This is a genomic window from Pseudohalioglobus sediminis (genome assembly GCF_008370495.1).
In the GTDB taxonomy this organism is placed as follows: Bacteria; Pseudomonadota; Gammaproteobacteria; order Pseudomonadales; family Halieaceae; genus Halioglobus.
This window is the reverse complement of record NZ_VTUX01000011.1, coordinates 1-23,591: the sequence shown is the minus strand read 5'-3', so window position 1 is coordinate 23,591 and position 23,591 is coordinate 1. Positions and strand designations below refer to the sequence as shown.

The 23,591-nt window shown below is 59.7% G+C and carries 27 protein-coding genes and 3 tRNA genes; 23 read left to right on the top strand and 7 right to left on the bottom strand.

The features are described 5' to 3' along the window. Positions 1 to 28: 28 nt before the first annotated feature. The 8 genes from lpdA to F0M18_RS18955 all read left to right on the top strand — a co-directional run bounded on the left by lpdA (position 29) and on the right by F0M18_RS18955 (position 8,897). The gene (gene lpdA / locus F0M18_RS18990) at positions 29 to 1,468 is read left to right on the top strand and encodes a dihydrolipoyl dehydrogenase (RefSeq protein ID WP_149613047.1); all 1,440 of its coding nucleotides are present in this window, start codon (positions 29 to 31) and stop codon (positions 1,466 to 1,468) included. 122 nt (positions 1,469 to 1,590) lie between these two features. Further along, on the top strand, positions 1,591 to 2,760 hold the full coding sequence (sucC, locus tag F0M18_RS18985) for an ADP-forming succinate--CoA ligase subunit beta (protein WP_149613046.1): 1,170 nt from the start codon (positions 1,591 to 1,593) through the stop codon (positions 2,758 to 2,760). Next, complete coding sequence (gene sucD, locus F0M18_RS18980) at positions 2,760 to 3,632, top strand: succinate--CoA ligase subunit alpha (protein ID WP_149613045.1); 873 nt, start codon at positions 2,760 to 2,762, stop codon at positions 3,630 to 3,632. Before sucC ends, sucD begins: the two co-directional genes overlap by 1 nt. A gap of 281 nt (positions 3,633 to 3,913) precedes the next feature. Next, the gene (gene htpG, locus F0M18_RS18975; protein ID WP_149613044.1) at positions 3,914 to 5,833 is read left to right on the top strand and encodes a molecular chaperone HtpG; all 1,920 of its coding nucleotides are present in this window, start codon (positions 3,914 to 3,916) and stop codon (positions 5,831 to 5,833) included. Between the two features lie 130 nt (positions 5,834 to 5,963). Beyond that, complete coding sequence (locus F0M18_RS18970; protein WP_149613043.1) at positions 5,964 to 6,986, top strand: NAD(P)H-dependent glycerol-3-phosphate dehydrogenase; 1,023 nt, start codon at positions 5,964 to 5,966, stop codon at positions 6,984 to 6,986. A gap of 13 nt (positions 6,987 to 6,999) precedes the next feature. Beyond that, a complete protein-coding gene (locus tag F0M18_RS18965; RefSeq protein WP_149613042.1) occupies positions 7,000 to 7,500 on the top strand; it encodes a SixA phosphatase family protein in 501 nt (166 codons plus the stop codon). Next, on the top strand, positions 7,497 to 8,360 hold the full coding sequence (locus F0M18_RS18960; protein WP_149613041.1) for an alpha/beta fold hydrolase: 864 nt from the start codon (positions 7,497 to 7,499) through the stop codon (positions 8,358 to 8,360). The genes F0M18_RS18965 and F0M18_RS18960 overlap by 4 nt, the downstream gene beginning before the upstream one ends. Positions 8,361 to 8,366: 6 nt before the next feature. Beyond that, complete coding sequence (locus tag F0M18_RS18955; RefSeq protein ID WP_149613040.1) at positions 8,367 to 8,897, top strand: DUF4892 domain-containing protein; 531 nt, start codon at positions 8,367 to 8,369, stop codon at positions 8,895 to 8,897. A gap of 9 nt (positions 8,898 to 8,906) precedes the next feature. Here the strand turns inward: F0M18_RS18955 and folE are convergent, their stop codons facing one another. After that, entirely contained in the window at positions 8,907 to 9,455 is a 549-nt protein-coding gene (gene folE / locus F0M18_RS18950; RefSeq protein WP_149613039.1) for a GTP cyclohydrolase I FolE, read from the bottom strand. Between the two features lie 111 nt (positions 9,456 to 9,566). Here folE and prmB point away from each other — a divergent pair, with 111 nt between their 5' ends. Genes prmB through F0M18_RS18935 form a run of 3 tightly spaced genes read left to right on the top strand, consistent with a single transcriptional unit; the run spans position 9,567 to position 11,879 of the window. Then, entirely contained in the window at positions 9,567 to 10,487 is a 921-nt protein-coding gene (gene prmB, locus F0M18_RS18945; RefSeq protein WP_149613038.1) for a 50S ribosomal protein L3 N(5)-glutamine methyltransferase, read from the top strand. A 49-nt stretch (positions 10,488 to 10,536) separates the two neighbouring features. Further along, positions 10,537 to 11,664: a chorismate synthase gene (aroC, locus tag F0M18_RS18940; protein WP_149613037.1), complete on the top strand. Its 1,128-nt coding sequence runs from the start codon at positions 10,537 to 10,539 to the stop codon at positions 11,662 to 11,664. Then, a complete protein-coding gene (locus tag F0M18_RS18935; protein ID WP_149613036.1) occupies positions 11,661 to 11,879 on the top strand; it encodes a hypothetical protein in 219 nt (72 codons plus the stop codon). Before aroC ends, F0M18_RS18935 begins: the two co-directional genes overlap by 4 nt. 44 nt (positions 11,880 to 11,923) lie before the next feature. Here F0M18_RS18935 and F0M18_RS18930 read toward each other — a convergent pair whose 3' ends face one another. Then, entirely contained in the window at positions 11,924 to 12,439 is a 516-nt protein-coding gene (locus tag F0M18_RS18930; RefSeq protein WP_149613035.1) for a glycine cleavage system protein R, read from the bottom strand. Between the two features lie 75 nt (positions 12,440 to 12,514). On the opposite strand from F0M18_RS18930, the gene F0M18_RS18925 reads away from it, so the two are divergent. The 7 genes from F0M18_RS18925 to msrB are packed head-to-tail and all read left to right on the top strand — an operon-like array spanning position 12,515 to position 17,163. Beyond that, a complete protein-coding gene (locus F0M18_RS18925) occupies positions 12,515 to 12,760 on the top strand; it encodes a YheU family protein (RefSeq protein WP_262500997.1) in 246 nt (81 codons plus the stop codon). Positions 12,761 to 12,769: 9 nt separating this feature from the next. Further along, positions 12,770 to 13,015 (top strand): sulfurtransferase TusA, encoded by a 246-nt coding sequence (gene tusA, locus F0M18_RS18920; RefSeq protein ID WP_149613034.1) that lies wholly within the window; start codon positions 12,770 to 12,772, stop codon positions 13,013 to 13,015. Then, complete coding sequence (locus F0M18_RS18915) at positions 13,012 to 13,578, top strand: elongation factor P hydroxylase (protein ID WP_149613033.1); 567 nt, start codon at positions 13,012 to 13,014, stop codon at positions 13,576 to 13,578. The genes tusA and F0M18_RS18915 overlap by 4 nt, the downstream gene beginning before the upstream one ends. A 2-nt stretch (positions 13,579 to 13,580) precedes the next feature. Next, positions 13,581 to 14,492 (top strand): 5'-3' exonuclease, encoded by a 912-nt coding sequence (locus F0M18_RS18910; RefSeq protein ID WP_149613032.1) that lies wholly within the window; start codon positions 13,581 to 13,583, stop codon positions 14,490 to 14,492. After that, positions 14,480 to 15,625 carry a 4-phosphoerythronate dehydrogenase gene (locus F0M18_RS18905; RefSeq protein ID WP_149613031.1) on the top strand — a complete coding sequence of 382 codons (1,146 nt, stop codon included), beginning with the start codon at positions 14,480 to 14,482 and terminating at the stop codon, positions 15,623 to 15,625. The genes F0M18_RS18910 and F0M18_RS18905 overlap by 13 nt, the downstream gene beginning before the upstream one ends. A 3-nt stretch (positions 15,626 to 15,628) precedes the next feature. Next, a complete protein-coding gene (locus F0M18_RS18900) occupies positions 15,629 to 16,780 on the top strand; it encodes an ATP-NAD kinase family protein (protein WP_149613030.1) in 1,152 nt (383 codons plus the stop codon). Next, complete coding sequence (gene msrB, locus F0M18_RS18895; RefSeq protein ID WP_149613029.1) at positions 16,777 to 17,163, top strand: peptide-methionine (R)-S-oxide reductase MsrB; 387 nt, start codon at positions 16,777 to 16,779, stop codon at positions 17,161 to 17,163. The genes F0M18_RS18900 and msrB overlap by 4 nt, the downstream gene beginning before the upstream one ends. A 75-nt stretch (positions 17,164 to 17,238) precedes the next feature. Here the strand turns inward: msrB and F0M18_RS18890 are convergent, their stop codons facing one another. From F0M18_RS18890 to F0M18_RS18875, 4 genes are all read right to left on the bottom strand, one after another. Further along, a complete protein-coding gene (locus tag F0M18_RS18890) occupies positions 17,239 to 18,204 on the bottom strand; it encodes an XdhC family protein (RefSeq protein ID WP_149613028.1) in 966 nt (321 codons plus the stop codon). A gap of 59 nt (positions 18,205 to 18,263) precedes the next feature. Next, a complete protein-coding gene (locus F0M18_RS18885; RefSeq protein WP_149613027.1) occupies positions 18,264 to 19,307 on the bottom strand; it encodes a phosphotransferase family protein in 1,044 nt (347 codons plus the stop codon). A gap of 209 nt (positions 19,308 to 19,516) precedes the next feature. Continuing rightward, positions 19,517 to 19,592, bottom strand: a tRNA-Gly gene (locus F0M18_RS18880). 71 nt (positions 19,593 to 19,663) lie between these two features. Then, positions 19,664 to 19,739: transfer RNA gene (locus tag F0M18_RS18875), tRNA-Glu, on the bottom strand. A 146-nt stretch (positions 19,740 to 19,885) separates the two neighbouring features. Here F0M18_RS18875 and F0M18_RS18870 point away from each other — a divergent pair. After that, complete coding sequence (locus F0M18_RS18870) at positions 19,886 to 20,314, top strand: cupin domain-containing protein (RefSeq protein ID WP_149613026.1); 429 nt, start codon at positions 19,886 to 19,888, stop codon at positions 20,312 to 20,314. On the opposite strand, the gene F0M18_RS20025 is transcribed toward F0M18_RS18870, so the two are convergent. Continuing rightward, positions 20,303 to 20,686 (bottom strand): PA2817 family protein, encoded by a 384-nt coding sequence (locus F0M18_RS20025; RefSeq protein WP_188109819.1) that lies wholly within the window; start codon positions 20,684 to 20,686, stop codon positions 20,303 to 20,305. The genes F0M18_RS18870 and F0M18_RS20025 overlap by 12 nt on opposite strands. Positions 20,687 to 20,757: 71 nt before the next feature. Between F0M18_RS20025 and F0M18_RS18860 the strand changes: the two genes are divergently transcribed. From F0M18_RS18860 to F0M18_RS18845, 4 genes are all read left to right on the top strand, one after another. Continuing rightward, the gene (locus F0M18_RS18860; RefSeq protein ID WP_149613025.1) at positions 20,758 to 21,675 is read left to right on the top strand and encodes an ABC transporter ATP-binding protein; all 918 of its coding nucleotides are present in this window, start codon (positions 20,758 to 20,760) and stop codon (positions 21,673 to 21,675) included. After that, complete coding sequence (locus F0M18_RS18855) at positions 21,672 to 22,445, top strand: ABC transporter permease (protein ID WP_149613024.1); 774 nt, start codon at positions 21,672 to 21,674, stop codon at positions 22,443 to 22,445. Before F0M18_RS18860 ends, F0M18_RS18855 begins: the two co-directional genes overlap by 4 nt. A gap of 3 nt (positions 22,446 to 22,448) precedes the next feature. Continuing rightward, a complete protein-coding gene (gene queF, locus F0M18_RS18850) occupies positions 22,449 to 23,267 on the top strand; it encodes an NADPH-dependent 7-cyano-7-deazaguanine reductase QueF (RefSeq protein ID WP_223178015.1) in 819 nt (272 codons plus the stop codon). Between the two features lie 88 nt (positions 23,268 to 23,355). Further along, positions 23,356 to 23,443, top strand: a tRNA-Ser gene (locus tag F0M18_RS18845). Positions 23,444 to 23,591 lie beyond the last annotated feature (148 nt).

The following is a 23,591-nucleotide window of genomic DNA, read 5'->3' as shown; positions in this document are numbered from 1 at the left end:
GCCAGAATCGATTTTTACGGGACCAGACATGTCAGACAAGTACGATGTAGTAGTTATTGGAGCAGGCCCCGCGGGTTACGTGGCCGCGATCAAGGCCGCCCAGCTCGGCCTCAATACAGCCTGTGTGGAACAGTGGCTGGACGACAAGGGCAAGGTGCGCCTCGGGGGAACCTGCCTGAACGTGGGCTGCATCCCCTCCAAGGCCCTGCTCGATTCCAGTTACAAGTATCACGAGGCCAAAGCCGAGTTTGAAGTCCACGGTATCTCGGTTAGCGACACGGCGATCGACGTGCCGGCGATGCTGGGGCGGAAAGACAAGATCGTCGACCAGTTGACCGGCGGCATTGCCGGTCTGTTCAAGCACAATGGTGTCACCGCTATTTCCGGCACCGGCAAGGTGCTTGCCGGGGCCAAGGTGGAGGTCACCGATAAGGACGGCAATGTCCAGGTGCTGGAAGCCGGTAACGTGATTCTTGCCGCGGGTTCGCTCCCGGTCGCGATACCACCAGCGCCAGTCGACGATGACATTATCGTCGACTCGACCGGCGCCCTCGAATTCCAGTCGGTGCCGGAGCGCCTCGGTGTTATCGGGGCTGGCGTTATCGGCCTGGAGCTGGGTAGTGTCTGGGGCCGGTTGGGTGCTGAGGTGGTCGTCCTGGAAGCACTCGACGAGTTTCTGCCCATGATGGACCAGCAGATCGCCAAGGAAACCGGCAAAATACTGAAAAAGCAGGGCCTTGATATTCGTCTCGGCGCGCGGGTGACCGCCACCGAAGTGAAGAAAGGGAAAGTCAGTGTGTCCTACAGCACGGCTGACGGGGATCACAGCGAAACCTTTGACAAACTGATCGTCGCGGTGGGTCGCCGTCCGCGTTCGGAAGAGTTGTTTTCCTCGGACAGCGGCATCACCCTGGATGAGCGGGGCTTTATCTTCGTCAACGACTTCTGCGAAACCGAAGCGCCACACGTGTATGCTATCGGCGACGTTGTGCGCGGCCCAATGCTGGCGCACAAGGGCTCCGAAGAGGGCATGATGGTGGCCGAGCGCATCCATGGCAAGGCGGCGCAGATGAACTACGACTGCATCCCCTCGATCATCTATACACACCCTGAAGTGGCTGCCGTGGGTAAGACAGAGCAGCAGTTGAAGGCTGAGGGCGTACCCTACAAAGCGGGTACTTTCCCCTTCGCTGCCAGCGGTCGCGCCCTGGCCTCCAACGATTCCGACGGCATGGTCAAATTACTGGCCCATGCCGAGACCGACAGAATCCTCGGTTGTCACGTGGTCGGCCCGTCGGCGGCAGACCTGGTGCAGCAGGTGGTGATCGCCATGGAGTTCGGATCCAGCGCGGAAGACCTTGCCTTGACGGTGTTCGGGCACCCGACATTGTCCGAAGCAGTGCACGAGGCTGCACTCGCGGTGGATGGCCAGGCGATCCATATCGCCAACCGCAAGAAACGCAAATAGAATTTCGCGCGCTGAATATATAACACTTTATCCTTGGGGCGCGCGACACGGGGTTTGGCCAGTTACACCGGGCAAACCGAATACAAGCAGCAATAGCAAACTAAAACAGAGCAGGACAACACATGAATCTTCATGAGTATCAAGGCAAACACTTATTTGCCGAATACGGTCTGCCGGTTTCCAAGGGCTACGCGGTAGACACGCCCACGGAAGCGGTAGAGGCGGCGGACCTGATCGGTGGCGACATGTGGGTGGTTAAAGCCCAGGTGCATGCTGGCGGCAGGGGTAAGGCAGGTGGCGTAAAACTTGTCAAAACCAAGGATGAGATACGGGATTTTGCCTCCCACTGGCTAGGCAAGAACCTGGTCACTTACCAGACCGATGAGAACGGACAGCCAGTCAGCAAGATCCTGGTTGAATCCTGCACGGATATCGCTGAGGAATTGTATCTCGGCGCCGTGGTGGACCGGTCGACGCGGCGTATCGTGTTTATGGCATCAACGGAAGGCGGCGTAGAGATCGAGAAAGTCGCGGAAGAGACGCCAGAGAAGATTCTGAAGGCGACTATCGATCCCCTTGTGGGCCCACAGCCCTACCAGGGCCGTGAACTCGCCTTCAAACTGGGACTGTCAGGTCAGCAGATCAAGCAGTTCGTCAAGATTTTCATGGGCCTGGCCCAGATGTTCAGCGACAAGGATCTCGCCCTGATCGAGATCAATCCGCTGGTGATTACCGATGAAGGCAATCTGCACTGCCTGGACGCCAAGATAGGCGTCGACAGCAACGCCCTGTATCGTCAGGACGCATTGCGCGACATGCACGACCCCTCACAGGAAGACGAGCGTGAAGCGCACGCGGCCCAGTGGGAGCTCAACTATGTTGCTCTCGATGGCAACATCGGCTGCATGGTCAATGGCGCTGGCCTGGCCATGGGCACCATGGATATTGTTGCCCTGCACGGAGGCTTCCCCGCGAACTTCCTCGACGTCGGAGGCGGCGCAACGAAGGAGCGTGTTTCCGAGGCGTTCAAGATTATTCTCTCCGATGAAAACGTGAAAGCAGTATTGATCAACATCTTCGGCGGTATCGTGCGCTGTGACCTCATTGCCGAGGGCGTAATCGGTGCGGTAGAAGAAATCGGCGTCGAGGTTCCCGTGGTGGTTCGCCTGGAAGGCAACAACGCGGAACTGGGCCGAAAAGTGCTGGCCGACAGTGGATTGAACATTATCGCTGCCAACAGCCTTACCGACGCTGCGCAGCAGGCAGTGAAAGCAGCAGGAGGAGCAGCATAATGAGCGTCCTTATTGACAAGAACACCAAGGTAATCTGCCAGGGTTTCACCGGCTCCCAGGGGACGTTTCACTCTGAACAGGCTATCGAGTACGGCACCAAAATGGTTGGTGGCGTAACTCCCGGGAAGGGCGGTCAGGAGCATCTCGGCCTGCCGGTATTCAATACCGTCAGCGAGGCTGTGGCAGCGACCGGAGCTGATGCGTCGGTCATCTACGTGCCCGCGCCATTTTGCAAGGATTCGATCCTCGAGGCTGCCAATGGCGGCGTCAAACTGATTGTCTGCATTACCGAAGGCATTCCCACCCTGGATATGCTTGAAGCCAAGGTGAAGTGTGACGAACTGGGCGTGCGCCTGATCGGCCCTAACTGCCCGGGCGTCATTACGCCGGGAGAGTGCAAGATCGGCATCATGCCCGGGCACATTCACCTGCCTGGTAAAGTCGGTATTGTCTCGCGCTCCGGCACGCTGACCTATGAGGCGGTGAAGCAAACTACAGATGCGGGCTATGGCCAGTCCACCTGTGTCGGTATTGGCGGCGACCCGATCCCCGGCTCCAACTTTATCGATATTCTGGAGATGTTCCAGAACGACGCGGCGACCGAGGCCATCGTGATGATTGGCGAGATCGGCGGTACCGCTGAAGAGGAAGCCGCGGCCTACATCAAGGAAAACGTGACCAAGCCGGTGGTGTCCTATATTGCCGGTGTTACAGCGCCCAAGGGCAAACGCATGGGGCACGCGGGTGCCATCATTTCCGGTGGCAAGGGCACGGCGGACGAGAAATTTGCCGCCCTCGAAGATGCCGGTGTGAAGACAGTACGTTCGCTGGCGGAGATCGGCTCCGCGCTCGGGGAAATTACCGGCTGGTAATCTCTCGCAGCGGTGCATCAGCAAAGGCTCGTCTCCCGACGAGCCTTTTTTTTGCGCCCAGGATGTGCTCCCGGCGATCTTCGAGCCGCACCATAACCTGGGCATAGGGTGTATCGCTGCCTATCACATACGGCCTCGGGGGGCTGATCCTCACGGGGTGGCCGATCTGGCCAGAACAATCAGATCCGCCCCATCTCTTGAAATCACAGGGCCCTGGCCCCATATAGAGATCGTGCAAGCAAACCCCTAAAAATCAATCAGTTAAAACCCGAGGTTTACCAATGACTGCGGACGTCCAAAAAGAGACACTGGGCTTTCAGACTGAGGCGAAGCAATTGCTTCACCTCATGATTCACTCTCTTTACTCCAACAAGGAAATCTTCCTGCGTGAGCTGATCTCCAACGCATCAGACGCCATAGACAAACTGCGCTTCGCGGCGCTTTCAGAGGCAAGCCTGCTTGAAGGGCAGGGCGACTACCAGATACAGGTGGATGTCGACAAAGACGCGAAAACCATCACCATCACGGACAATGGCATCGGCATGAACCGTGATGAAGTAGTCGAGCATCTTGGCACCATCGCCAAGTCCGGTACCGCGGCGTTTATGGAAAGCCTGACTGGCGACCAGCAGAAAGACTCGCAACTTATTGGTCAGTTTGGCGTCGGTTTTTACTCCGCCTTTATCGTCGCCGACCGCGTGGAAGTGCACACGCGCAAGGCCGGCGAGGCGCCCGACCAGGGGGTGCTCTGGGAGTCCCACGGGGAAGCAGAGTTCAGCGTTGAGCCGCGTGAAAAATCCGACCCTGGCACCAGCATTACACTGTTCCTGAAAGACGGCTGTGAAGAGTTTGCCGATGACTTCCGGGTGCGCAGTGTTATCAAGAAATACTCTGACCACATATCGGTGCCGGTAGTCATGTTGAAGCCGGCTACGCCCCCTGTGGAGGGCGAAGAAGACGACAAGCCCGAGGAAGCGCCTGCTTACGAGGCGGTCAACGAGGCCACGGCCCTGTGGACGCGCAGCCGCACTGAAATATCCGAGGAAGAGTACACCGAATTCTACAAACATGTGTCGCACGACTTCGACGAGCCGCTGACCTGGAGCCACAACAAGGTTGAAGGAAAACTGGACTACACCAGCCTTCTGTATATCCCCAGGCGTGCGCCTTTTGACCTGTGGAATCGCGACATGGCGCGTGGCCTGAAGCTGTATGTGCAGCGGACATTTATCATGGATGAGGCAGAGCAGTTCCTGCCTCTCTACCTGCGGTTCGTGAAGGGCGTAGTCGACTCAAATGACCTGCCCCTGAACGTGTCGCGAGAGATTCTGCAACAGGATGCGTCGGTTGATTCAATGCGCAGCGCGCTGACCAAGCGCGTGCTGGATATGCTGGCCAAGCTTGCCAAGCAGCATGGTGACGATTACGCAGGCTTCTGGAAAGAATTTGGCCAGGTGCTGAAAGAGGGGCCCGCAGAGGACTTCGCCAACAAGGAAAAGATCGCCAAACTGCTGCGCTTTGCTACCACGCATACCGATAGTGAGGAACAGGACCAGTCCCTGGAGGATTACGTTGCCCGCATGCAGGAAGGGCAGGAGAAAATCTATTACGTGGTTGCCGAGAATTTCAACACGGCCAAGAGCAGCCCTCATCTCGAGGTGTTCCGTAAGAAGGGTATTGAAGTCCTGCTGCTGAGCGACCGGGTCGATGACTGGCTGATGAGCCACCTGCAGGACTTTGATGGCAAGGCCTTCCAGGACGTTGCGCGAGGTCAGCTGGACCTGGACAGCGAGTCGGAAGAAGAGAAGCAGCAGAAGGAACAGCTGGAGAAGGAAAGTGAAGCGCTGGTAGAGCGCCTGGGCAAGGTGCTGGAGGACCGGGTCTCCGAGGTGCGGGTCACTACCCGGCTTACCGAATCTCCCGCTTGCCTGGTCGTTGGGGACTACGATATGGGCGCGCAGATGCGACGCATCATGGAGGCTGCGGGACAGCCGGTGCCGGAGTCCAAGCCGATTCTCGAGGTCAACCCGGAGCACCCGCTGCTGACCATGCTCGACCAGGAGCCGGACGAAGACCGCTTCGCCGACCTGGCGGCGATTATCTTCGACCAGGCCAATCTCGCCGAGGGTGGCCAGTTACAGGATCCCGCTGCTTATGTCGCCAAGCTGAACAAACTGCTGCTGCAACTGAGCGGTAGTTGAGCGGCGGCCACCAGCGCGAGCCTCACAAAGCGGGCCCTTGTGCCCGTTTTTTTTATGCCGGCACAGGTGGCATGGCGCAGCAACAGCTTTGGTAGACTATTGATCAATGAAAATAGCGGAGCATGCCAGCATGACCGGTCAACACACGGTGGCGGTACTCGGCGGGGGCAGTTTTGGCACCGTCATTGGCAATATCATTGCCGGAAATGGTCACCGGGTAGCGCTCTGGCTGCGCAACCAGCAACTGGCGATGCGTATCAATGCAACACATGAGAACGGCGATTATCTTCCAGGCTACAGGCTGGCGAGCGGGCTGACAGCGACCAGCAATCTGCAGGAGGCACTGGCAGGCGTCGATATCGTCTTTGTGGCGGTGCCGAGCAAGTCCTTTCGCGATGTCGTGCGCAGTGTGGCCGAGCTGGTCCCTGCGGATACCATGATTGTCAGCCTGACCAAGGGTATCGAACCCAGTGGTTTCCGGCTGATGAGCGAAATTCTCCGCGAGGAACTGCCCGCTAATCCACTGGGGGTTTTATCAGGCCCGAACCTGGCGCGGGAGATTGCCGAGGGACATGTGTCAGCCTCGGTCGCAGCCAGCGATAACCCTGATGTGACCCAGACACTTCACCAGGTGCTGCACTGCAATGCGTTTCTCGTTTACGCATCCCAGGATATGTACGGTGTGGAGCTTGGCGGAGCGTTGAAGAACATCTATGCAATACTGTCCGGGATCGGCGCGGCGTTGGCTTTCGGTGAAAATACCATGGGTATGTTGCTGACCCGCGCGCTGGCCGAGATGTCGCGCTTTGCAGTAGAGAAAGGCGCTAACCCACTAACGTTTCTTGGGCTCTCTGGAGTGGGTGACCTGTTTGTGACCTGCTCATCCCCGCTGTCCCGGAACTACCAGTTGGGCATGGCTGTCGCTCGCGGGCAGCCGATTGAAGCAGTGCTGGCGGGTATGGATCAGGTGGCCGAGGGGCTCAACACTCTCGAGCTGGTCAAACGCGAGGCAGACCGGCTGCATGTGCCGATGCCTCTGGTCAGTGGTCTTTATGCGATCCTGTATGAACAGCGAGAGGTGGTGGACGTGTTCGATTCCATAGTGCACCGGGAGCAGGCGCAGGACGTGGAATTTGTCACCCGTCCCCTGTAGCTGGAGAAAAGACATGCATCTGACCATATTCAGACACGGACAGGCGGGGCCCGCAGCGCGAGACAGCTTGCGTGAGCTGACCAGTACTGGCCGCGATGAGGTCAGCCGCGGGGTCCTCGCCATGCGCGAGTATTGCCGGTCCGCAGATATGGACTTGCCCGGCCTTGTCCTGTTCAGCGACTGGCGGCGAACGACGCAAACCGCAGATATTATCACCGAGGCCTTATCACAGCCGCGACAAGAACCCTGCAGTGCCTTGGTTCCCGGGCGCGGTGTAGACGACGTCTGCGCCGCACTGGATCAACTAATGGAGGCGGGGCAGGAGGGGCACCTGCTGCTGGTCTCGCACCAGCCGCTGGTGTCGATGCTGGTGGATTACCTGCTTGGCGATCCCGGGAGAGTGCCGCCGCTTTCACCTGGCGGCCTGGCCATGCTGGAACTGGAAGCGCCTGGGCCCGGTTGCGCAACACTGACCAGGTATATGTTGCCGCCGCATTATGAGGCCCACCTATGAGCAGCGCACCTGTGGAAATGCGTTGGCAGGTGCATGGCTTGGGCTATGCAGGCCTGGCCTGGGGTGATCCGCAAAACAGGCCCCTGCTGGCCCTGCATGGCTGGCTGGACAATGCCGCCAGCTTTGCGCTGCTGGCGCCGGTGCTGGCTGAACACTGGTACGTGGTGGCGCTGGATTTGTCGGGGCACGGCAAGTCAGACTGGCGTTCGCCCGATGCGACTTACCAGATATACGATGACCTGCCCCAGATCCTGGGTGTGATCGACCAGCTTGGCTGGCAACAGTTTGACCTGATCGGGCATTCCCGTGGCGCCCTGATTGCGGCCTTGCTGGCAGCTGCCTTTCCCGAGCGTGTTAGTCATCTTGTGCTGTTGGACGCCGTGGCACCGTCGCCCCTTGCGCCGGAAGAATTCTCCGCCCAACTGCGCCGTTTTGTGCTCGATAAGCAGCGTCTCCTGCAGCGCGCCACGCGCGTCTATACCAGCGAGGCCGATGCTGTACAGACCCGTGTGCAAGCGGGGCTGAAGCCGGAAGCCGCCGCGTTACTGGTGTCCCGCAATCTCAGGCAGTGTGACGGCGGGCTGACCTGGCGCACCGACCCGCGATTGCGCGGCGCATCGGCAGTGAAGTTGACCGTCGAGCAGGTTGAAACAATGTTATCGTCACTGCATATGCCGACGCTGGTTGTCGCGGGCGATGATGGCCTCGGTGCCGCGCATCCCGATCATTTCGCGTCCCTGGTCGAGCGTATGCCCAACGCTGTGCTTGAATTTGTGCCCGGCGGCCACCATTTCCACATGGAAGACGCTATCATTACGCTGGCCAAAAAGATCCGACGTCTGGTTGCGGATTCCGCTTGAGGTGATATGTCGCACGTTTCCATAGTTTTTTTTGTAATGCTCGCCACGTTGTCGCAGCTTGCCAGGGCGGAAGCCCCGGCCGAACTGTTGCAGCGTTTTGATGCTTACCCCCATGTCGAACGTATCAGTCACGGCACAGAATCGGTGATCGATTATGAGATTGGCCTGGGAGCCCTGCGCAAGGTGCGCGGAGTCTGGAGTTTCAAGGATAGTGAACGCCAGAGCGGTGAATTGATACGCTACACGTGGCAGGTGAAGGACGGCTTCTCTGCCAGCGAGGTGCTGGCGGAACTGGAGGCGCGCATGGATAGTGAGCAGCTTTTGTTCCAGTGTGATGGCCGCAGCTGTGGCAAGGGAGTGCAATGGGCCAATCGCGTGTTTCGCGAGCGCTTGCTGTATGGCAGGGATGACGAGCAGCGTTATCGGGTGTACGGCGAAGATGCGCCGCAGGGCGGTTATCGACTGATGCTGTTCAGCTCGGCACGTACCGCCGACCGACAGTACCTGCACGCGCAACTGCTGGAAATGGGGCCCTGAGGCAGCAGGCTAGCTCTGCAGTTTCAGTAACTGTAGAAATTCATCTCGGGTAGCCTGCGAACTGCGGAAACTGCCCAGCATGGCCGAGGTCTTCATGACCGAATTCTGTTTCTCCACACCGCGCATCATCATGCACATGTGCCGTGCCTCGATGATCACGCCGACGCCTTCCGCTCCGGTGACATCCATAATGGTTTCGGCAATCTGGGTGGTCAGCGATTCCTGTATCTGTAGTCTTCTGGCGAAGACATCTACCAGTCGTGCGACCTTGGAGAGGCCGAGCACCCGACCGGTGGGAATGTAAGCGACATGGCAGCGCCCGATAAAGGGCAGCAGATGGTGCTCACAAAGCGAATACAACTCCACATTCTGTACCAGCACCATCTCGCTGGAGTCTGACGGGAACAGGGCGTCGTTCACTACCTCGTCAACTGATTGTGTATAACCCCTGGTCAGGAAGGCGAACGCTGCCGCCGCGCGCTTGGGGGTGTCGACAAGGCCCGGACGAGAGGGATCCTCACCGATTTGCTTTATAATGCTTGCCCACTGTTCTTCCACGTATTTGCTACCTATATTGCCAGGTGCCAGGACACCGTTCGCAGGGCTGGCGATAGTAACAATCAGCCTGCGGCATGGCAAACCTCGGGCCAGTGCAGGTACACTCCAGCGATGACCATTCAGGATCACAACAACGCCATGCTCGATACTGTGGGGCGTGCCATCGAATACTGTTTCGAGACACTCGAGCGCAGTAAGGTGTTTTACGGCCACGGCACCGATAATCCGTGGGACGAGGCGGTGCAGCTGGTATTGCTCGCTGCTGGCTTGCCGCCGGATGCAGATGAATCGCTGTTGTCACGGCAGCTCGAGGACGCGCAGCAGCACACCATAACCAACTGGCTGGAGCGCCGCGTCAATGAACAGCTGCCCCTGCCGTATATCACCGGGCGGGCCTGGTTTGCCGGGCTTGAGTTTGCCTGCGATCCCCGCGCGCTGGTGCCTCGCTCGCCCCTTGCTGAACTTATCGTCAATGGCTACCAACCCTGGTACGCGGGCCCTGAGCCGGCGAATATTCTCGATTTATGCTGTGGAGGCGGCTGCATCGGTTTGGCCGCGGCCCACTACCAGCCGAGTGCCCACGTAGAACTTGCCGATATTGACAGTGCCGCGCTCAGTCTGGCGCAGGAGAATCGTGATCGGCTCGGTTTCGGGTCGCGGGTGGCTATACATCAATCCGACCTGTTCCAGAATCTGCAGGGACGACGCTACGATATTATTCTCTGCAATCCTCCCTACGTTGACGCCGACGACCTGGCGAGCATGCCTGCCGAATACCAGCATGAACCCGAACTGGCACTGGGCAGTGGTGCCGACGGCCTCGACCTGGCGCGCCGGATACTGGCCAGCGCCCGGGCACATCTGGAAGCCCACGGCTTGCTGGTTATGGAAGTGGGTAACAGTTGGCAGGCGCTGGAGGCCGCCTATCCCGGCGTGCCTTTCACCTGGCTCGAATTCGAGCATGGCGGACATGGCGTACTGGCGCTGACGGCCGCCGAACTGGACGAATTTAGCGATAGCCTGTCACGATAAGCGTTATAATGCGGCCCTGCATCACTCTGACGATCGATTTGGAACCCTCATGTCCGGCAATACCATAGGCAAACTGTTCACAGTCACCACGTTTGGCGAAAGTCACGGCCCCGGGCTGGGCTGCATCATCGACGGTTGTCCCCCCGGACTGGAACTGGACGCTGCCGACTTGCAGCGCGACCTTGATCGCCGCAAGCCGGGTACTTCGCGCTTTACCACGCAGCGCAGGGAAGCGGATGAAGTCCGCATCATGTCCGGCGTGTTCGAGGGAAGGACCACCGGTACGGCGATCGGGCTGCTGATCGAGAATACGGACCAGCGCTCCAAGGATTATTCCAATATCGCCAACACCTTCCGCCCTGCGCACGCGGACTATACCTACAACCATAAATACGGCTTTCGCGACTACCGCGGCGGTGGCCGCTCCTCGGCAAGAGAAACCGCCATGCGTGTGGCCGCCGGTGCCGTTGCCAAGAAGTACCTGCTCAGCCGCTATGGTATCGAGGTGCGTGGCTACCTGGCGCAGCTGGGCCCGATTCGTGCCGCCAGGCTGGACTGGGAACAGGTGGATGCCAATCCGTTTTTCTGCCCGGACAAGGACGCGGTGCCGGAACTGGAAGCCTATATGGCGGCGCTGAACAAGGAAGGCAATTCCATCGGCGCGCGTATCAATGTGGTCGCCAGCAACGTGATGCCCGGGCTGGGCGAGCCTGTGTTTGATCGCCTGGACGCCGACATAGCTCACGCCATGATGGGCATCAATGCGGTGAAAGGGGTGGAAATTGGTGCCGGTTTCGCCTGTGTTGAACAGAAAGGTACTGAACACCGCGACCTGCTGACACCGGAAGGCTTTGTCGGCAATGCCGCCGGCGGGGTCCTGGGGGGTATTTCCAGTGGGCAGGATATCACCGTCAGTATTGCCCTCAAACCCACATCCAGCATTCGCCAGCCCGGTGCCACCATCGATACCGAGGGGCGGGCGATGGAGATGGTCACACACGGGCGCCATGACCCTTGTGTGGGTATACGCGCTACACCCATTGCCGAGGCAATGCTGGCTATCGTATTGCTGGATCACGTGCTGCGCCATCGCGGGCAGAATGCCGATGTGCAGTGCGCAACGCCGGCAATACCCGCTGCCCGACGCGAGGATGACGCCGGGGGCAGTGCCGGTTGAGCAGGGCCTCAAGAAAGTACTATCGCACCGTATTGCTCGGGGTTGCCGCGATGGCGGCCCTGCTCTGGGCGGCGGTCGACCAGTTCGGCATATCTACCGAGGAGATAGGGCGTTTGCTGCTGGCGACCCTGGCGGTGGTGGGCCTGGTCATCGCCGCGGCGGCGGTGTGTGTTGGCCTCTGGATCGGCCTCAGGCACCTGCTGCGCAAGAAATAGCAGCTTGCATGCCGTTACCGCCCGGCAATGCCTTTGCGGCGGGTTTATTCCAGGTCGATATCCACCGTCATCTGGTTGGCAATTTCTTCCAGCGATTCGTGCAGGGCGTCCATATCGGTGCTCTCTGGCAGCTCGGCATCAATACGCGCATGAAAGAGCATTTCGCCACTCATGGCGGCACTGTCGATATGGCTGTCCATTTCCACCACGTTGATGTTTTTCTCGGCCAGGGCCCTGGCAATTTCCTTGATGATACCCAGACGGTCGGGACCCAGTACACGCAGGGTGATCGGCTTGCCGCCCGCAACCTGCGCTACGCCGTCGGCAGGGGTTACGCGCACGCTGAGGCCGCTGGCAGACAGGTTCTTCAGCTGTTGATGGAGCGCCTCGACATTATCGGCCGGTAAGGAAATCAGCACCAGTCCGGCGAATTTGCCGCCCAGTTGCGATAGGCGGCTCTCGTGCCAGTTGCCCTGGTTGTTTTCAATGGCCGTGGACAGTTGCTCAACCAGGCCCGGTCGGTCATCACCGATAAAGGTTATGATGTAGGAAGCGTCCAAGGGTGTGTCTCCACAATCAAATCATCAGCACGTATATTACCCTGCATACCACGCATGCAGAAGGAGTATGAAGCCGTGTCAGCCTATATTCAGGTGCCTGTTGCCAGGCTCGAGCCCGCGGCACTGCAAAACCTGCTGGAAGAGTATGCCAGCCGCGATGGGACCGACTATGGCGAGCTGGAGTTGACCCTGGCGGAAAAGGTCGGCAATCTTCGCCGGCAATTGCAAACCATGGAGCTTTGCCTGCTCTATCACCTGGAAACGGAGGAGTGGGATCTACTCCCCGCTGACCAGGCGGAGCGTCTCCTGCAGGAACCATAGCGGATACAGATGTCGATAAAGCCCGACCACATACTTGATGCCACTGGGCTGTTTTGCCCGGAACCGGTGATGCTGTTGCACAATACGATCCGCGATATGGCCGTCGGCGAGGTCGTGCAGGTGTTGGCAACCGATCCATCCACGCAGCGGGATATCCCGAAATTCTGCCGCTTTCTCGGTCACGAGTTATTGCAGCAGAAAGAAGTGGAGGGGCAGTTCCACTACTGGCTGCGGAAACAGGAAACGGACACATGACGGCGCTGCATGCGTTGGCGCCATTCGATTCAAAGCGGCTCGAGTCCGTATTCAATCAGTGTTTTGCCGGCACCGAGAACACGCAGCTGCGCGGTGGTGCTGAAGAGCCAGTGTACCAGCCTGCGAGCGGGGCGGGTGGGGTGCACCTGCTGTTCTACCGGGAGGACTATTTCGCCTCGGCCCTGCATGAGATCGCGCACTGGTGCATTGCCGGGAGAGCGCGCAGGCAGCAGCTCGACTTCGGCTACTGGTATGCGCCGGAGGGGCGTACGCCAGCACAACAGCAAGCATTTGAAGCAGTTGAGGCCAGGCCGCAGGCCCTGGAGTGGATCCTGGCTCAGGCTTGCCGTTACCGCTTCAGGACAAGTGCGGACAATTTCCTTGCCGACGGCACCCTGCCAGATACGTCCGCTTTCTGCCAGCAGGTGGTCGAGAGGGCGCGACAATTCCAGCGCGAGGGCCTGCCGCCGCGGGCGCAGCAGCTGTTCAGTGCGCTGTGCTGCGAGTTCGGTCAAACGGATCAGTTGCAGACCATGGTATTTCGCGCGCGGGATATTCTCTGACCATGTCCCCACGTGTCTGGCTGCTCGACGCATCCATCTATATTTTTCGCGCCTGGTTCTCCCTGCCGGACCGCTGGCACACAGCCGACGGTATGCCCCTGAACGCGGTCTACGGTTATGCCGGCTTTATCTGTGATTTCATCGCCGGCAGGCCACCTGGCAGCAGGATGGTGGCCGCTTTTGATGAAAGCCTCGGCACCTGCTTTCGCCACCAGCTGTACCCGGATTACAAGTGCAGCCGGGTACTCCCGGATGAGGCGCTGGCCTTCCAACTGGCAGCTTGTCGCCAGTTGACCGAGCTGTCCGGGATTACCTGTTTTGGCGGGCCCCGTTACGAGGCCGATGATTACCTGGCCGCGTCGGCCGCGCAGGCGAGGGCAGAGCAGTTACCCGTCACAGTGGTAACGCGCGACAAGGACCTGGGCCAGCTCCTGTGCAGTGATGAGGATTGCTGGTGGGATGCCGCGGCGGATGAAACGCTCGATATGCAGCGCTTTCATGCACGCTTCGGTGTTCAGCCGTGGCAATTTGCCAGCTACCTGGCGCTGACCGGTGACAGTGTCGATGACATTCCCGGTGTGCCGGGGGTGGGCCCCAAGACCGCGGCGGCACTGATTGACGCTTTCGGGGATATTGACACGTTACTGGCCAACCTCGACCAGGTAGGCGACCTGTCGCTGCGCGGCGCCCGCTCGCTCGGGGCCCGGCTTGCCGAACACCAGGACCAGATAAGGTTGGCGCAGCAGCTGGCCCTGCTGGTGGAGGACATTGCCGATGTCCGCCTGCCGGCGCCCTTTGCAATTGCCAGGCAGCAGGTGGATCAGGTTGTAGACTATCTGCAGTCTCTCGGGATCGAGGGCCCTTTACTTGCGCGCTGGCGTCGCCTGGAGGAGACGGTGTCATGCGTGTCGTAGCCGATGAGAATATGCCGGCAGTGGAGCAACTGCTCGGCGACCGTGCGCAGGTCAGGCGCCTGCCGGGCAGGCAGATAACACGCGCAGATGTAGCCGGCGCCGACGCCTTGCTAGTGCGCTCGGTGACGCCTGTGAATGCGGCGCTGCTCGCGGGAACAGACATCCGCTTTGTGGGTACGGCCACGGCCGGTACTGATCACGTGGATGTATCCTGGCTGCGCCAGGCGGGCATTACGTTTGCAGACGCAGCGGGCGCCAATGCCAATTCAGTCGTCGAATATGTGCTGTGTGCTATCGCCGAAACCGATGACTTTCTCGAGCGATTGCTCGCCGGGGCAGTGGTGGGTATTGTCGGCTTCGGTCACGTCGGCAGCCTGCTGGCCTCGAGACTCGAAGGTCTCGGTATTCGCTTCCGTGCTCATGACCCGTGGCTTGCCCCCGGGTCCGTGGCCAATGCCTGTTCTCTGGCAGAAGCACTGGCCTGTGATGTTATCTGCCTGCATCCGGCGCTCACTGACGCGGCACCCTGGCCCAGTCGGCATTTGCTCGCCGGGAAAAGGGTGGCTGCGCTGCACGCATCACAACTCCTGATCAATGCCAGCCGGGGAGAGGTTGTCGACAACCATGCCTTGCTGGCCCGTTTGCAGGCGCCCGCGGCGCCACAAACGGTGCTGGATGTCTGGGAGCATGAACCGCGGATCATGGCACCCCTATTGGAACATGTGCGCTTCGGTAGCGCCCACATAGCAGGTTACAGTTACGACAGTAAGCTGCTGGCGACGCAGCGGCTGGTGCAGGCGATGGAATGCTGCGGGCTGCTGTCGGGTGCGTCTGTGTCCGGGTTGGCGGATGAGCCACGGCAGTGGCGGCTCGATTCAGCAGCAAGCACGGCGGATGCGATCAGGCAGTTGCTGGCCTCGGCTTACACGGTGTCTGCTGATGATCAGCAACTGCGAGCGGTGACGTTGAACGTTGCGCCCGCGCAGGCCGCCGGGCAATTTGACGAACTGCGTAAGCATTATCCGCTGCGGCGGGAGCTTGCCGGGAGCCATGTAGTGCTGACGACGGCTACCGCTGCCTATAGTGAGGTGGTGACCGCGTTGGGTTGTCACTGCGAAACGGAGGTGCGCTGACGCATGTCGATTCTGGTTATTGGCCTGATTATCAACCCGCTCGCGGGTCTCGGCGGGACGCGCGGGCTCAAAGGCAGCGACGGCGAGGCGCTGCGTGCCCTTGCCGCTGACATGACGGAGCAGGAACGCCATCGCTCGCAGGACAGGGCGTTGCGCGCGCTCAAGCCGCTGCAGGCGGCGGAAAACGTAGAATTTGTCACCTGGGCCGGCGATATGGGCGCGGCAGTCTGCGCCGAACTCGGCCTGGACGTGACCGTACTCGGCGGCACCGGGACAGAGCTGACCTCGCCGGAACACACTCGCCAGGCTGCGACGCTGATGTTACAGCACGGGGTCGACCTGCTGTTGTTTGCTGGCGGCGACGGTACCGCCAGGGATATCTGCGATGTGGTGGGCGAATCCATACCGGTGCTGGGCATTCCCGCGGGGGTGAAAATGCATTCCGGTGTGTTTGCCGTATCGCCGGAAGCGGCCGGTGAACTGCTGTGCGAGCTTGCCCGGGGCGGGCTGGTGGGATTGCGCAACCAGGAAGTCCGCGACATTGATGAGGAGGCTTTTCGCCACGACGTGGTGCGCAGCCGCTTCTACGGGGAGATGCGTGTTCCCGGTGAGGGGCGCTACCTGCAGCACACCAAGGTAGGAGGGCGTGAAAGCCACGAGCTGGTGGCGGCTGACATCGCCGCCTGGATCGTTGAACACATGGACGAGACGACCTGTTACCTGGTCGGCCCAGGGTCTACCACGGCGGCCATCATGGAAGAGCTGGGGCTGGAAAATACCCTGCTCGGTGTGGATGTGGTCAGGGGCGGGGCCCTGCTCTGCTCGGACGCCAATGAGGCCGAGTTACTGGCTGTGCTGCAGGATCACGGCGGTCCGGTGCGTATTTTCGTTACCGCTATCGGCGGTCAGGGCCATATCCTTGGCCGTGGCAACCAGCAAATTTCACCGCGGGTGATCCGCGCGGCGGGCGTCGACAGTATTACTGTGGTTGCTGCAAAATCAAAAATTGCCAACCTGCAGGGGCGGCCACTACTGGTGGATACCAACGACCCCGAGTTGGACGCCGCATTTTGCGGCTATCGAGAAGTTATTACCGGCTATGACGATCGAATTCTTTATCCGGTCGCACGTATGCCTACGGAGGAAGCAAAATGAAGGATGACGAATACTGGCGTGACAAATTGTCACCCGAGGAATATCACGTATGTCGTGAAAAAGGCACGGAGCGGCCTTTCTCCGGCGAATACTGGGATACCACCGAAGACGGCGTCTACAACTGCCGCTGTTGTGGTGAACCCTTGTTCATGTCCGACAGCAAGTTTGATGCCGGCTGCGGCTGGCCCAGTTTCTTCCGACCGGCTGAGGAGGGCGCTATTGAGGAGGCCGCCGATCACAGTCACGGCATGACCCGTACCGAAATCATGTGCAAGAAATGTGGTGCGCACCTAGGGCATGTATTTACCGATGGGCCGCAGCCTACAGGCCTGCGCTACTGCGTGAACAGCTTGTCGGTGAAGCTGGAGAAAGAAGCAGACTGACGATTGGCGCCGCGCAAGTGGCGCGTGTGATTGCGCGCTACGGCTCGACCCCGGCCCCGGCGCAACGGGCAGCGCTTAACCCGCTGTGGCGCCCCTGGCGCCGCGGCGCAGGCTGGTGATCTCCGCCATGATGGCAACGGCGATTTCCAGGGGGGTCTTGCTGCCAATGGCAAGGCCAACAGGCGCGTGCAGCCGTGCAATGGCCACTTCCGACACCTCGAGCGCGCGCAATCGTTGCAGCCGCTTCTCCGTCGTGCGCTGTGAACCCAGTGCGCCGACGTACCAGGCACGGGTTTCCAGTGCCACCATCAACGCCATATCATCGATGCGGGGGTCGTGCGTCAGTGTGATAACAATGGCGAAGGGGTCATCGGCCCGCGCCAGCACCACGTCATCCGGCATGCCCTGGACCAGCTCGATGTCCGGGCCGCGCCATCGCTGCAGGGTCTCTGCTCGCGGATCAGTCACGATAACCTGGTAGTCCATGGCCTGTGCCAGTTCCGCGAGTGTTTGTGCCAGTTGGCCGGCTCCCACCAGCAACATGCGCATTTGCGGACCGAAGCACTGGCGCAGTGTACGCTCGTCCAGCGCTGGCTCGGTATAACTGTCTACCCGCGTCACCTGGGTTTCGCCGCTGTCCAGGTCCAGTTTGCGCAGTAGGCAGTAGCGAGCGTCGATGGCCAGCAGGGCCGCATCCAGCCAGTCCGTGTCGGCCCGGTCCAGTTTTTGCACGAGGACGCCCAGGCGGCCACCGCATGGCAGCCCCAGGCGCGCGTTTTCCTCCGCGTTGACACCGTATTCAAGCAGGCGCGGCGCGTTGATTTCTATTTCACCCTGTAACAGTGCCTGCAACAGGTCTTCCTCCACGCAGCCCCCGGACAGGGAGCCGACCACATCACCGGCAACATTTAAGGCAAGCATCGCCCCCCGGGGGCGAGGCGAGGAGCCGGTCACGGTGACGATGGTGCAGAGCCAGGCGGTTTGACCCTCTCGGCACCACCTATGTGCCTGGCGCAGGACTGCCTGGTCTTCAGATAGCATCTGCAGCCTGCACAAGGCCGGGGAGCGGACAATGCGGCGCGGTTGCCCGGTGGCCCGGCTCAGCCCGCACGGTATTCCTCCAGTACAGCTGGCACGAAGGCGCTGGCAAAGCTCTTGGCGCCGCCCATGTCGGCGGCGAGGCCGGCCTCGAGGAATTTCTTCTCCAGGATGATGGCATAGCGCACCACGTTGAAGAGGTCATAGTAAAGGCTGTTTTCAATCGGCAGACCGGTCAGTTGCTGCCATTGTCGATACAGATCAGGTCTGTCCGGCAAGCCGCTCAGCCGCTCTACACCGAGGCCGACGCTGTTCACGTAGTCAATCCAGTACCACCAGGAGACATCCATCAGCGGGTCGCAGAGGCTGGCCATTTCCCAGTCGATAATCGCCGCGGGTTTCAGGTCCTGCCAGATCACGTTACCGACGCGGGAATCTCCCCAGCAAAGACGCAGCGGGCCGTCTTTGGGTGCCCTGGCTTTCAGTTCTTCCAGTGCGTCCAGTACCACGGGCGCGATACTGTCCCGGGTAGCGGAGTCTACCAGCGCGTCAAATTTGTCCAGTTCGTGCTGCACCACGGATTGCGTGGCGCGAGCTTGCGGCAAGGTCGATAGCCCATGATTGCGCATGTCAATGCTGTGGATGCGAGCCAGCGCCTCGAGGCCATTGCGCCACATACGCTCGCGCTCTGTTGCGCTCAGTTCGGTGACCCAACTGCCAAAAGCGTAGGGCGGGTTGTCTGTGGGTATCAGACCATCGGTGAAGTGCATCATGTAAAAATCACAGCCCACCAGTGATGCGTCACCTTCGTAGTCCACCAGGCCCGGTACCGGGACGCCGTTATCCCCGGCGAGCTGCATCAGCTGGTATTGCAGCAGCAGGTCGTAGTCATCGAACAGGGCGTCCTGCAGCGGCTTCATGCGGCAGACGAAGGGTTGTGCAACGCCATCGCAGGTCGCCTGCAGTAGCAGGGTGACACTGCTTTCGCCGCTGGCTTCAGGGAAGGCCGGGGTTTCCAGCCTTACCTCGGCGTCCAGCTTGCGAGCCAACCAGGCCTCAAGGTTGCTGCGAATCTGCTCCAGATCACCAATTTCTTTCTTGGCCAAAACGTGCTCCCCTGGCAATAGCCTGACACCACACCCGCGCGTCGGCTGTGTTTAGCGTGTAATGGTAAACATGGCAAACGCACTGGAGTTGCGTCAAGCGCAGAAAGTATACCCGCAGCCTTTTTTGTACCAGAGGCTGCACAGGGGGGCGCGTGCCGGATGAACTTGAATGGGGCTGAATTAATGCAATGAACAGGTGAGATAGGAAATGGAGCGGGAAACCGGGTTCGAACCGGCGACCTCAACCTTGGCAAGGTTGCGCTCTACCAACTGAGCTATTCCCGCTACGTGCTGCGTAGTTTACTCCACCGCCGTGGTCGCCGGAAGCGCCGCGCTATTCCGGCAGATGCATCGAGTGGCGTCCCCTAGGGGGTTCGAACCCCTGTTCCCGCCGTGAAAGGGCGGTGTCCTAGGCCACTAGACGAAGGGGACACGTGGTGCCTCAAGTGCGAGGCGCGAATTCTAGGGGGCTGTCCGGGGCCAGTCAAGCGCACGGCCTGGATTTATGCCCTGCAGCGGCTTGAGCGTGGGCAAGCGTTTCGGTTAACGTGACTGCTGAATTCTGTGGGGGCTAAATCATGTTGCGCGGATTAGGGGTGCTAATGTGCCTCGTTGCTATCGGGGCAGTGGCGGAACCACTACTGCAGAGTACGCATTCATGGGATGGCGGGGCTATCAGCTACCCAGAGGGCGAGGCAGAGATTAGCTCGGTGATTCTGCGCATAGAGGAGGGGCAGGAACCGCCGTTTCACTGCCACCCCGTGCCAACCATGGGTTATGTGCTCAGTGGCGTGGCCAGGCTGGAAACGCAGGACGGCAAAACGGTGACGGTACGTGAAGGCCAGTCCGTGGTAGAAGTGATGAAAACGGTGCATCGCGGCACCGCCATTGAAGGCCCGGTCGAGATCGTAGTGTTTTACGCGGGTGCCCGGGGGCTGCCGGTCACGGTAATGCCAGAGGATGAGGCAGCGCAGCACCACTGTCAGACAGGCGCGTCACTGCACTGATTGCAGGCTGGCACGGGCCTGGCGTAAGTCCAGCACCTTGCCCTGGGCAGCGGCTTCCTGGCGCATCTCGTCCAGTTGCTGATAGGCGTTGATTTCTTCGTCTGGCATGTAATGCAGGCATTCACCGGCAAAGAACCACAGCAGGTCCCTGGGCAGGGAGGGGGCGAAGTCCGGGTAGGTGATAAATAGCCGTGAGACCAGCGCCGGGCCCTCCTCGTAGAGATTTTCACCAGTGCTCGCCAGTTCATGGAAACGCTGTGCCAGCTCCCGCATCGGGTCACTGTCCGGCAGGTGCGCCGTGCGCTTCAGGAAGTCGCCGGCGAATTGCGCCAATAGTTCCCTGCAATATTGTGCGTACTGTGCGTCGTCCATGATGATTGTCGTCTACGGGGTCTGAAGGGGTTACAATAGCGCCCTTTTCAAAAGGGCGTACTCCGAGCCAGATGATACCAGCACTTACCATCGAAAACCTCAGCAAGGTCTACGGCAATGGGTTCGAAGCCCTCAAGGGCATCAGCATGACCGTCCAACAGGGCGATTTCTACGCCCTGCTGGGCCCTAACGGGGCCGGAAAATCCACCACGATAGGCATTATTTGCTCACTTGTCAGCAAGACAGCTGGCAGGGTGCAGGTGTTCGATGCGGACATTGATGAAGACTTCCCAGCGGCCAAGAAATATATCGGCATCGTGCCGCAGGAATTCAACTTCAACATGTTCGAGAAGGTGTTCGATATCGTGGTTAACCAGGGCGGTTACTACGGCATGCCTGTAGAACTGGCGCGCGAGCGGGCGGAGAAGTACCTCAGGGAACTCGGCCTGTGGGACAAGCGTGACGAGGCATCCCGGAATCTGTCGGGCGGAATGAAGCGCCGATTGATGATTGCCAGGGCGCTGGTGCATGAACCCCGGTTATTGATCCTCGATGAGCCCACCGCGGGCGTGGATATCGAAATGCGCCGCGCGATGTGGGACTTCCTGCAGAAAATTAATGCCGAGGGCACCACGATTATTCTTACCACGCATTATCTTGAGGAGGCGGAAGCGCTCTGTCGCCATATCGGCATCATTAATCAAGGTGAAATCGTAGAGGACACCTCGATCAGGGAACTACTGCGTCGTCTCCATCGCGAAGTGTTTATCCTCGACAGTGTCGAGGAAGTACCGGACGACCTGGATATCCCCGGCTTCCAGTGCCGCAAGCTGGAGGATCACAGCCTGGAGGTGGAGGTTCAGAAGGGGCAGCACATCAACCAGGTGTTTTCCGCGCTGGATGAGCGGGGCATTGCCATCAGCAGCATGCGTAACCGCGCCAACCGACTCGAGGAAATGTTTGTAACCCTGGTGGAGGGCGCTGCATGAACGCCCGTGAGCAGTTCAACGCCTTCTCCACGATTCTGCGCAAGGAAGTGCGGCGCTACCTGCGTATCTGGACGCAGACGCTGCTGCCCTCGGCGATCACCATGTCACTTTACTTCGTCATCTTTGGTTCGCTGATCGGTTCGCGCATCGGTGACATGGGCGGCTTTACCTATATGCAGTTCGTGGTTCCCGGGCTGATCATGATGGCCATCGTGACCAACTCCTATTCCAACGTGGTGTCATCGTTTTTCGGGTCGAAGTTTAATCACAGCGTGGAAGAACTGCTGGTATCGCCAACGCCGAACTATATTATCCTCATGGGGTACGTAATAGGCGGCGTGACGCGCGGCTTGCTCGTGGCCCTGGTGGTCACGCTGGTCTCGCTATTTTTCACGCAACTGCACATTCACAGTTACCTGGTGGTCGTCGTAGTGGTGCTGATGACCTCTACACTGTTCGCTCTGGCTGGCTTCATCAATGCGGTTTACGCCAATAGCTTCGATGACATCTCCATTATTCCCACGTTTGTGCTGACACCGCTCATTTACCTTGGAGGCGTGTTTTATTCCATGGACCTGCTGCCCGATTTCTGGGCGGCTGTATCCAAGCTGAATCCACTGGTCTACGTGGTCAACGCCTTCCGCTATGGCGTGCTGGGTGTGTCCGATGTCAGCCTGCCGTTTGCCTTTGGCATGATCGCGTTATTTACCGTCATCGCGTTCAGCTACAGCATGCACCTGCTCAATACTGGCAAGCGGCTGAGGCAATAGGCAGTGGCTGGTTACGGTGATGACATGCTCCTGGGCAAAGTTACCGCGGCTCCGGATGCTTACGCCCCGGATGTCCTTTACCCCATTCCGCGTGCGCCGGGTCGCAGGGCAGCCGGCATCGACATCGATTCAGCCTGTTTTGGCGTTGATCTGTGGCATGCCTATGAGTTGTCCTGGCTGGATGAGCAAGGCAAGCCCGAGGTCAGGGTAGGGCGCATTAGCATCCCGGCCGATTCGCCAAATATGGTGGAATCCAAGTCCCTGAAGTTGTATCTCAATTCGCTGAATAACCTTCGGCATGGTTCGGCTGACGCCGTGGCCACGCGCATCAGGCAGGATGTCGGCGGGGTGGTTGGTGCCGAGATAGGGCTCGAACTACTGCCCGTTACCGCACCGGCTTTGTGCGGCGAGCCTCTCACCGGGGAGTGCATCGACCAACTGGCGCTACACGCTGGCGGCCTGCACCCCGAGCGCGACCTCCTGGTCACGACCGGTCAGCGCGGTGAGGACACGGTGCACAGCCACCTGTTGCGCTCACTGTGCCCGGTTACCGGCCAGCCTGACTGGGCCAGCGTGTGGATCCACTATCGCGGCGACCTGATCGAACGCGCCAGCCTGCTGCAGTATATTATCGCGTTCCGCCAGCACCAGGAATTTCATGAGCAGTGCGTAGAGCGGATGTTCGCGGATATCGGGCATCGCGCCACCCCGGAATTTTTGCAAATCCAGGCCTTCTACACCCGTCGCGGCGGTCTCGATATCAACCCCATGCGCAGTACCGAGCCGGGTGCCCGGCCACTCCCGCGGATGAACCGACAGTAGCGTCCCCCGGGTCATTAGCCTGGCGAGAATTTCCCTGCCACAGGTGCTGGAAACCACACCCGCTTGTGCTATTATGCGCGCCCTCAACGGTGAGGTGGCCGAGTGGTCGAAGGCGCACGCCTGGAAAGTGTGTATACGGAAACGTATCGAGGGTTCGAATCCCTCCCTCACCGCCAATAACGCAAAGGTGTATCCCGGACACATGGTTTACACCTTATACCGGAGACATGGTTTACACTTCCGGTAAAAAAGGATTGGCGGCGGGTTCGACCCGCCCCACATCCTCATCAAAGAATCCTAGATCATATTCCATAAAGCTGACCA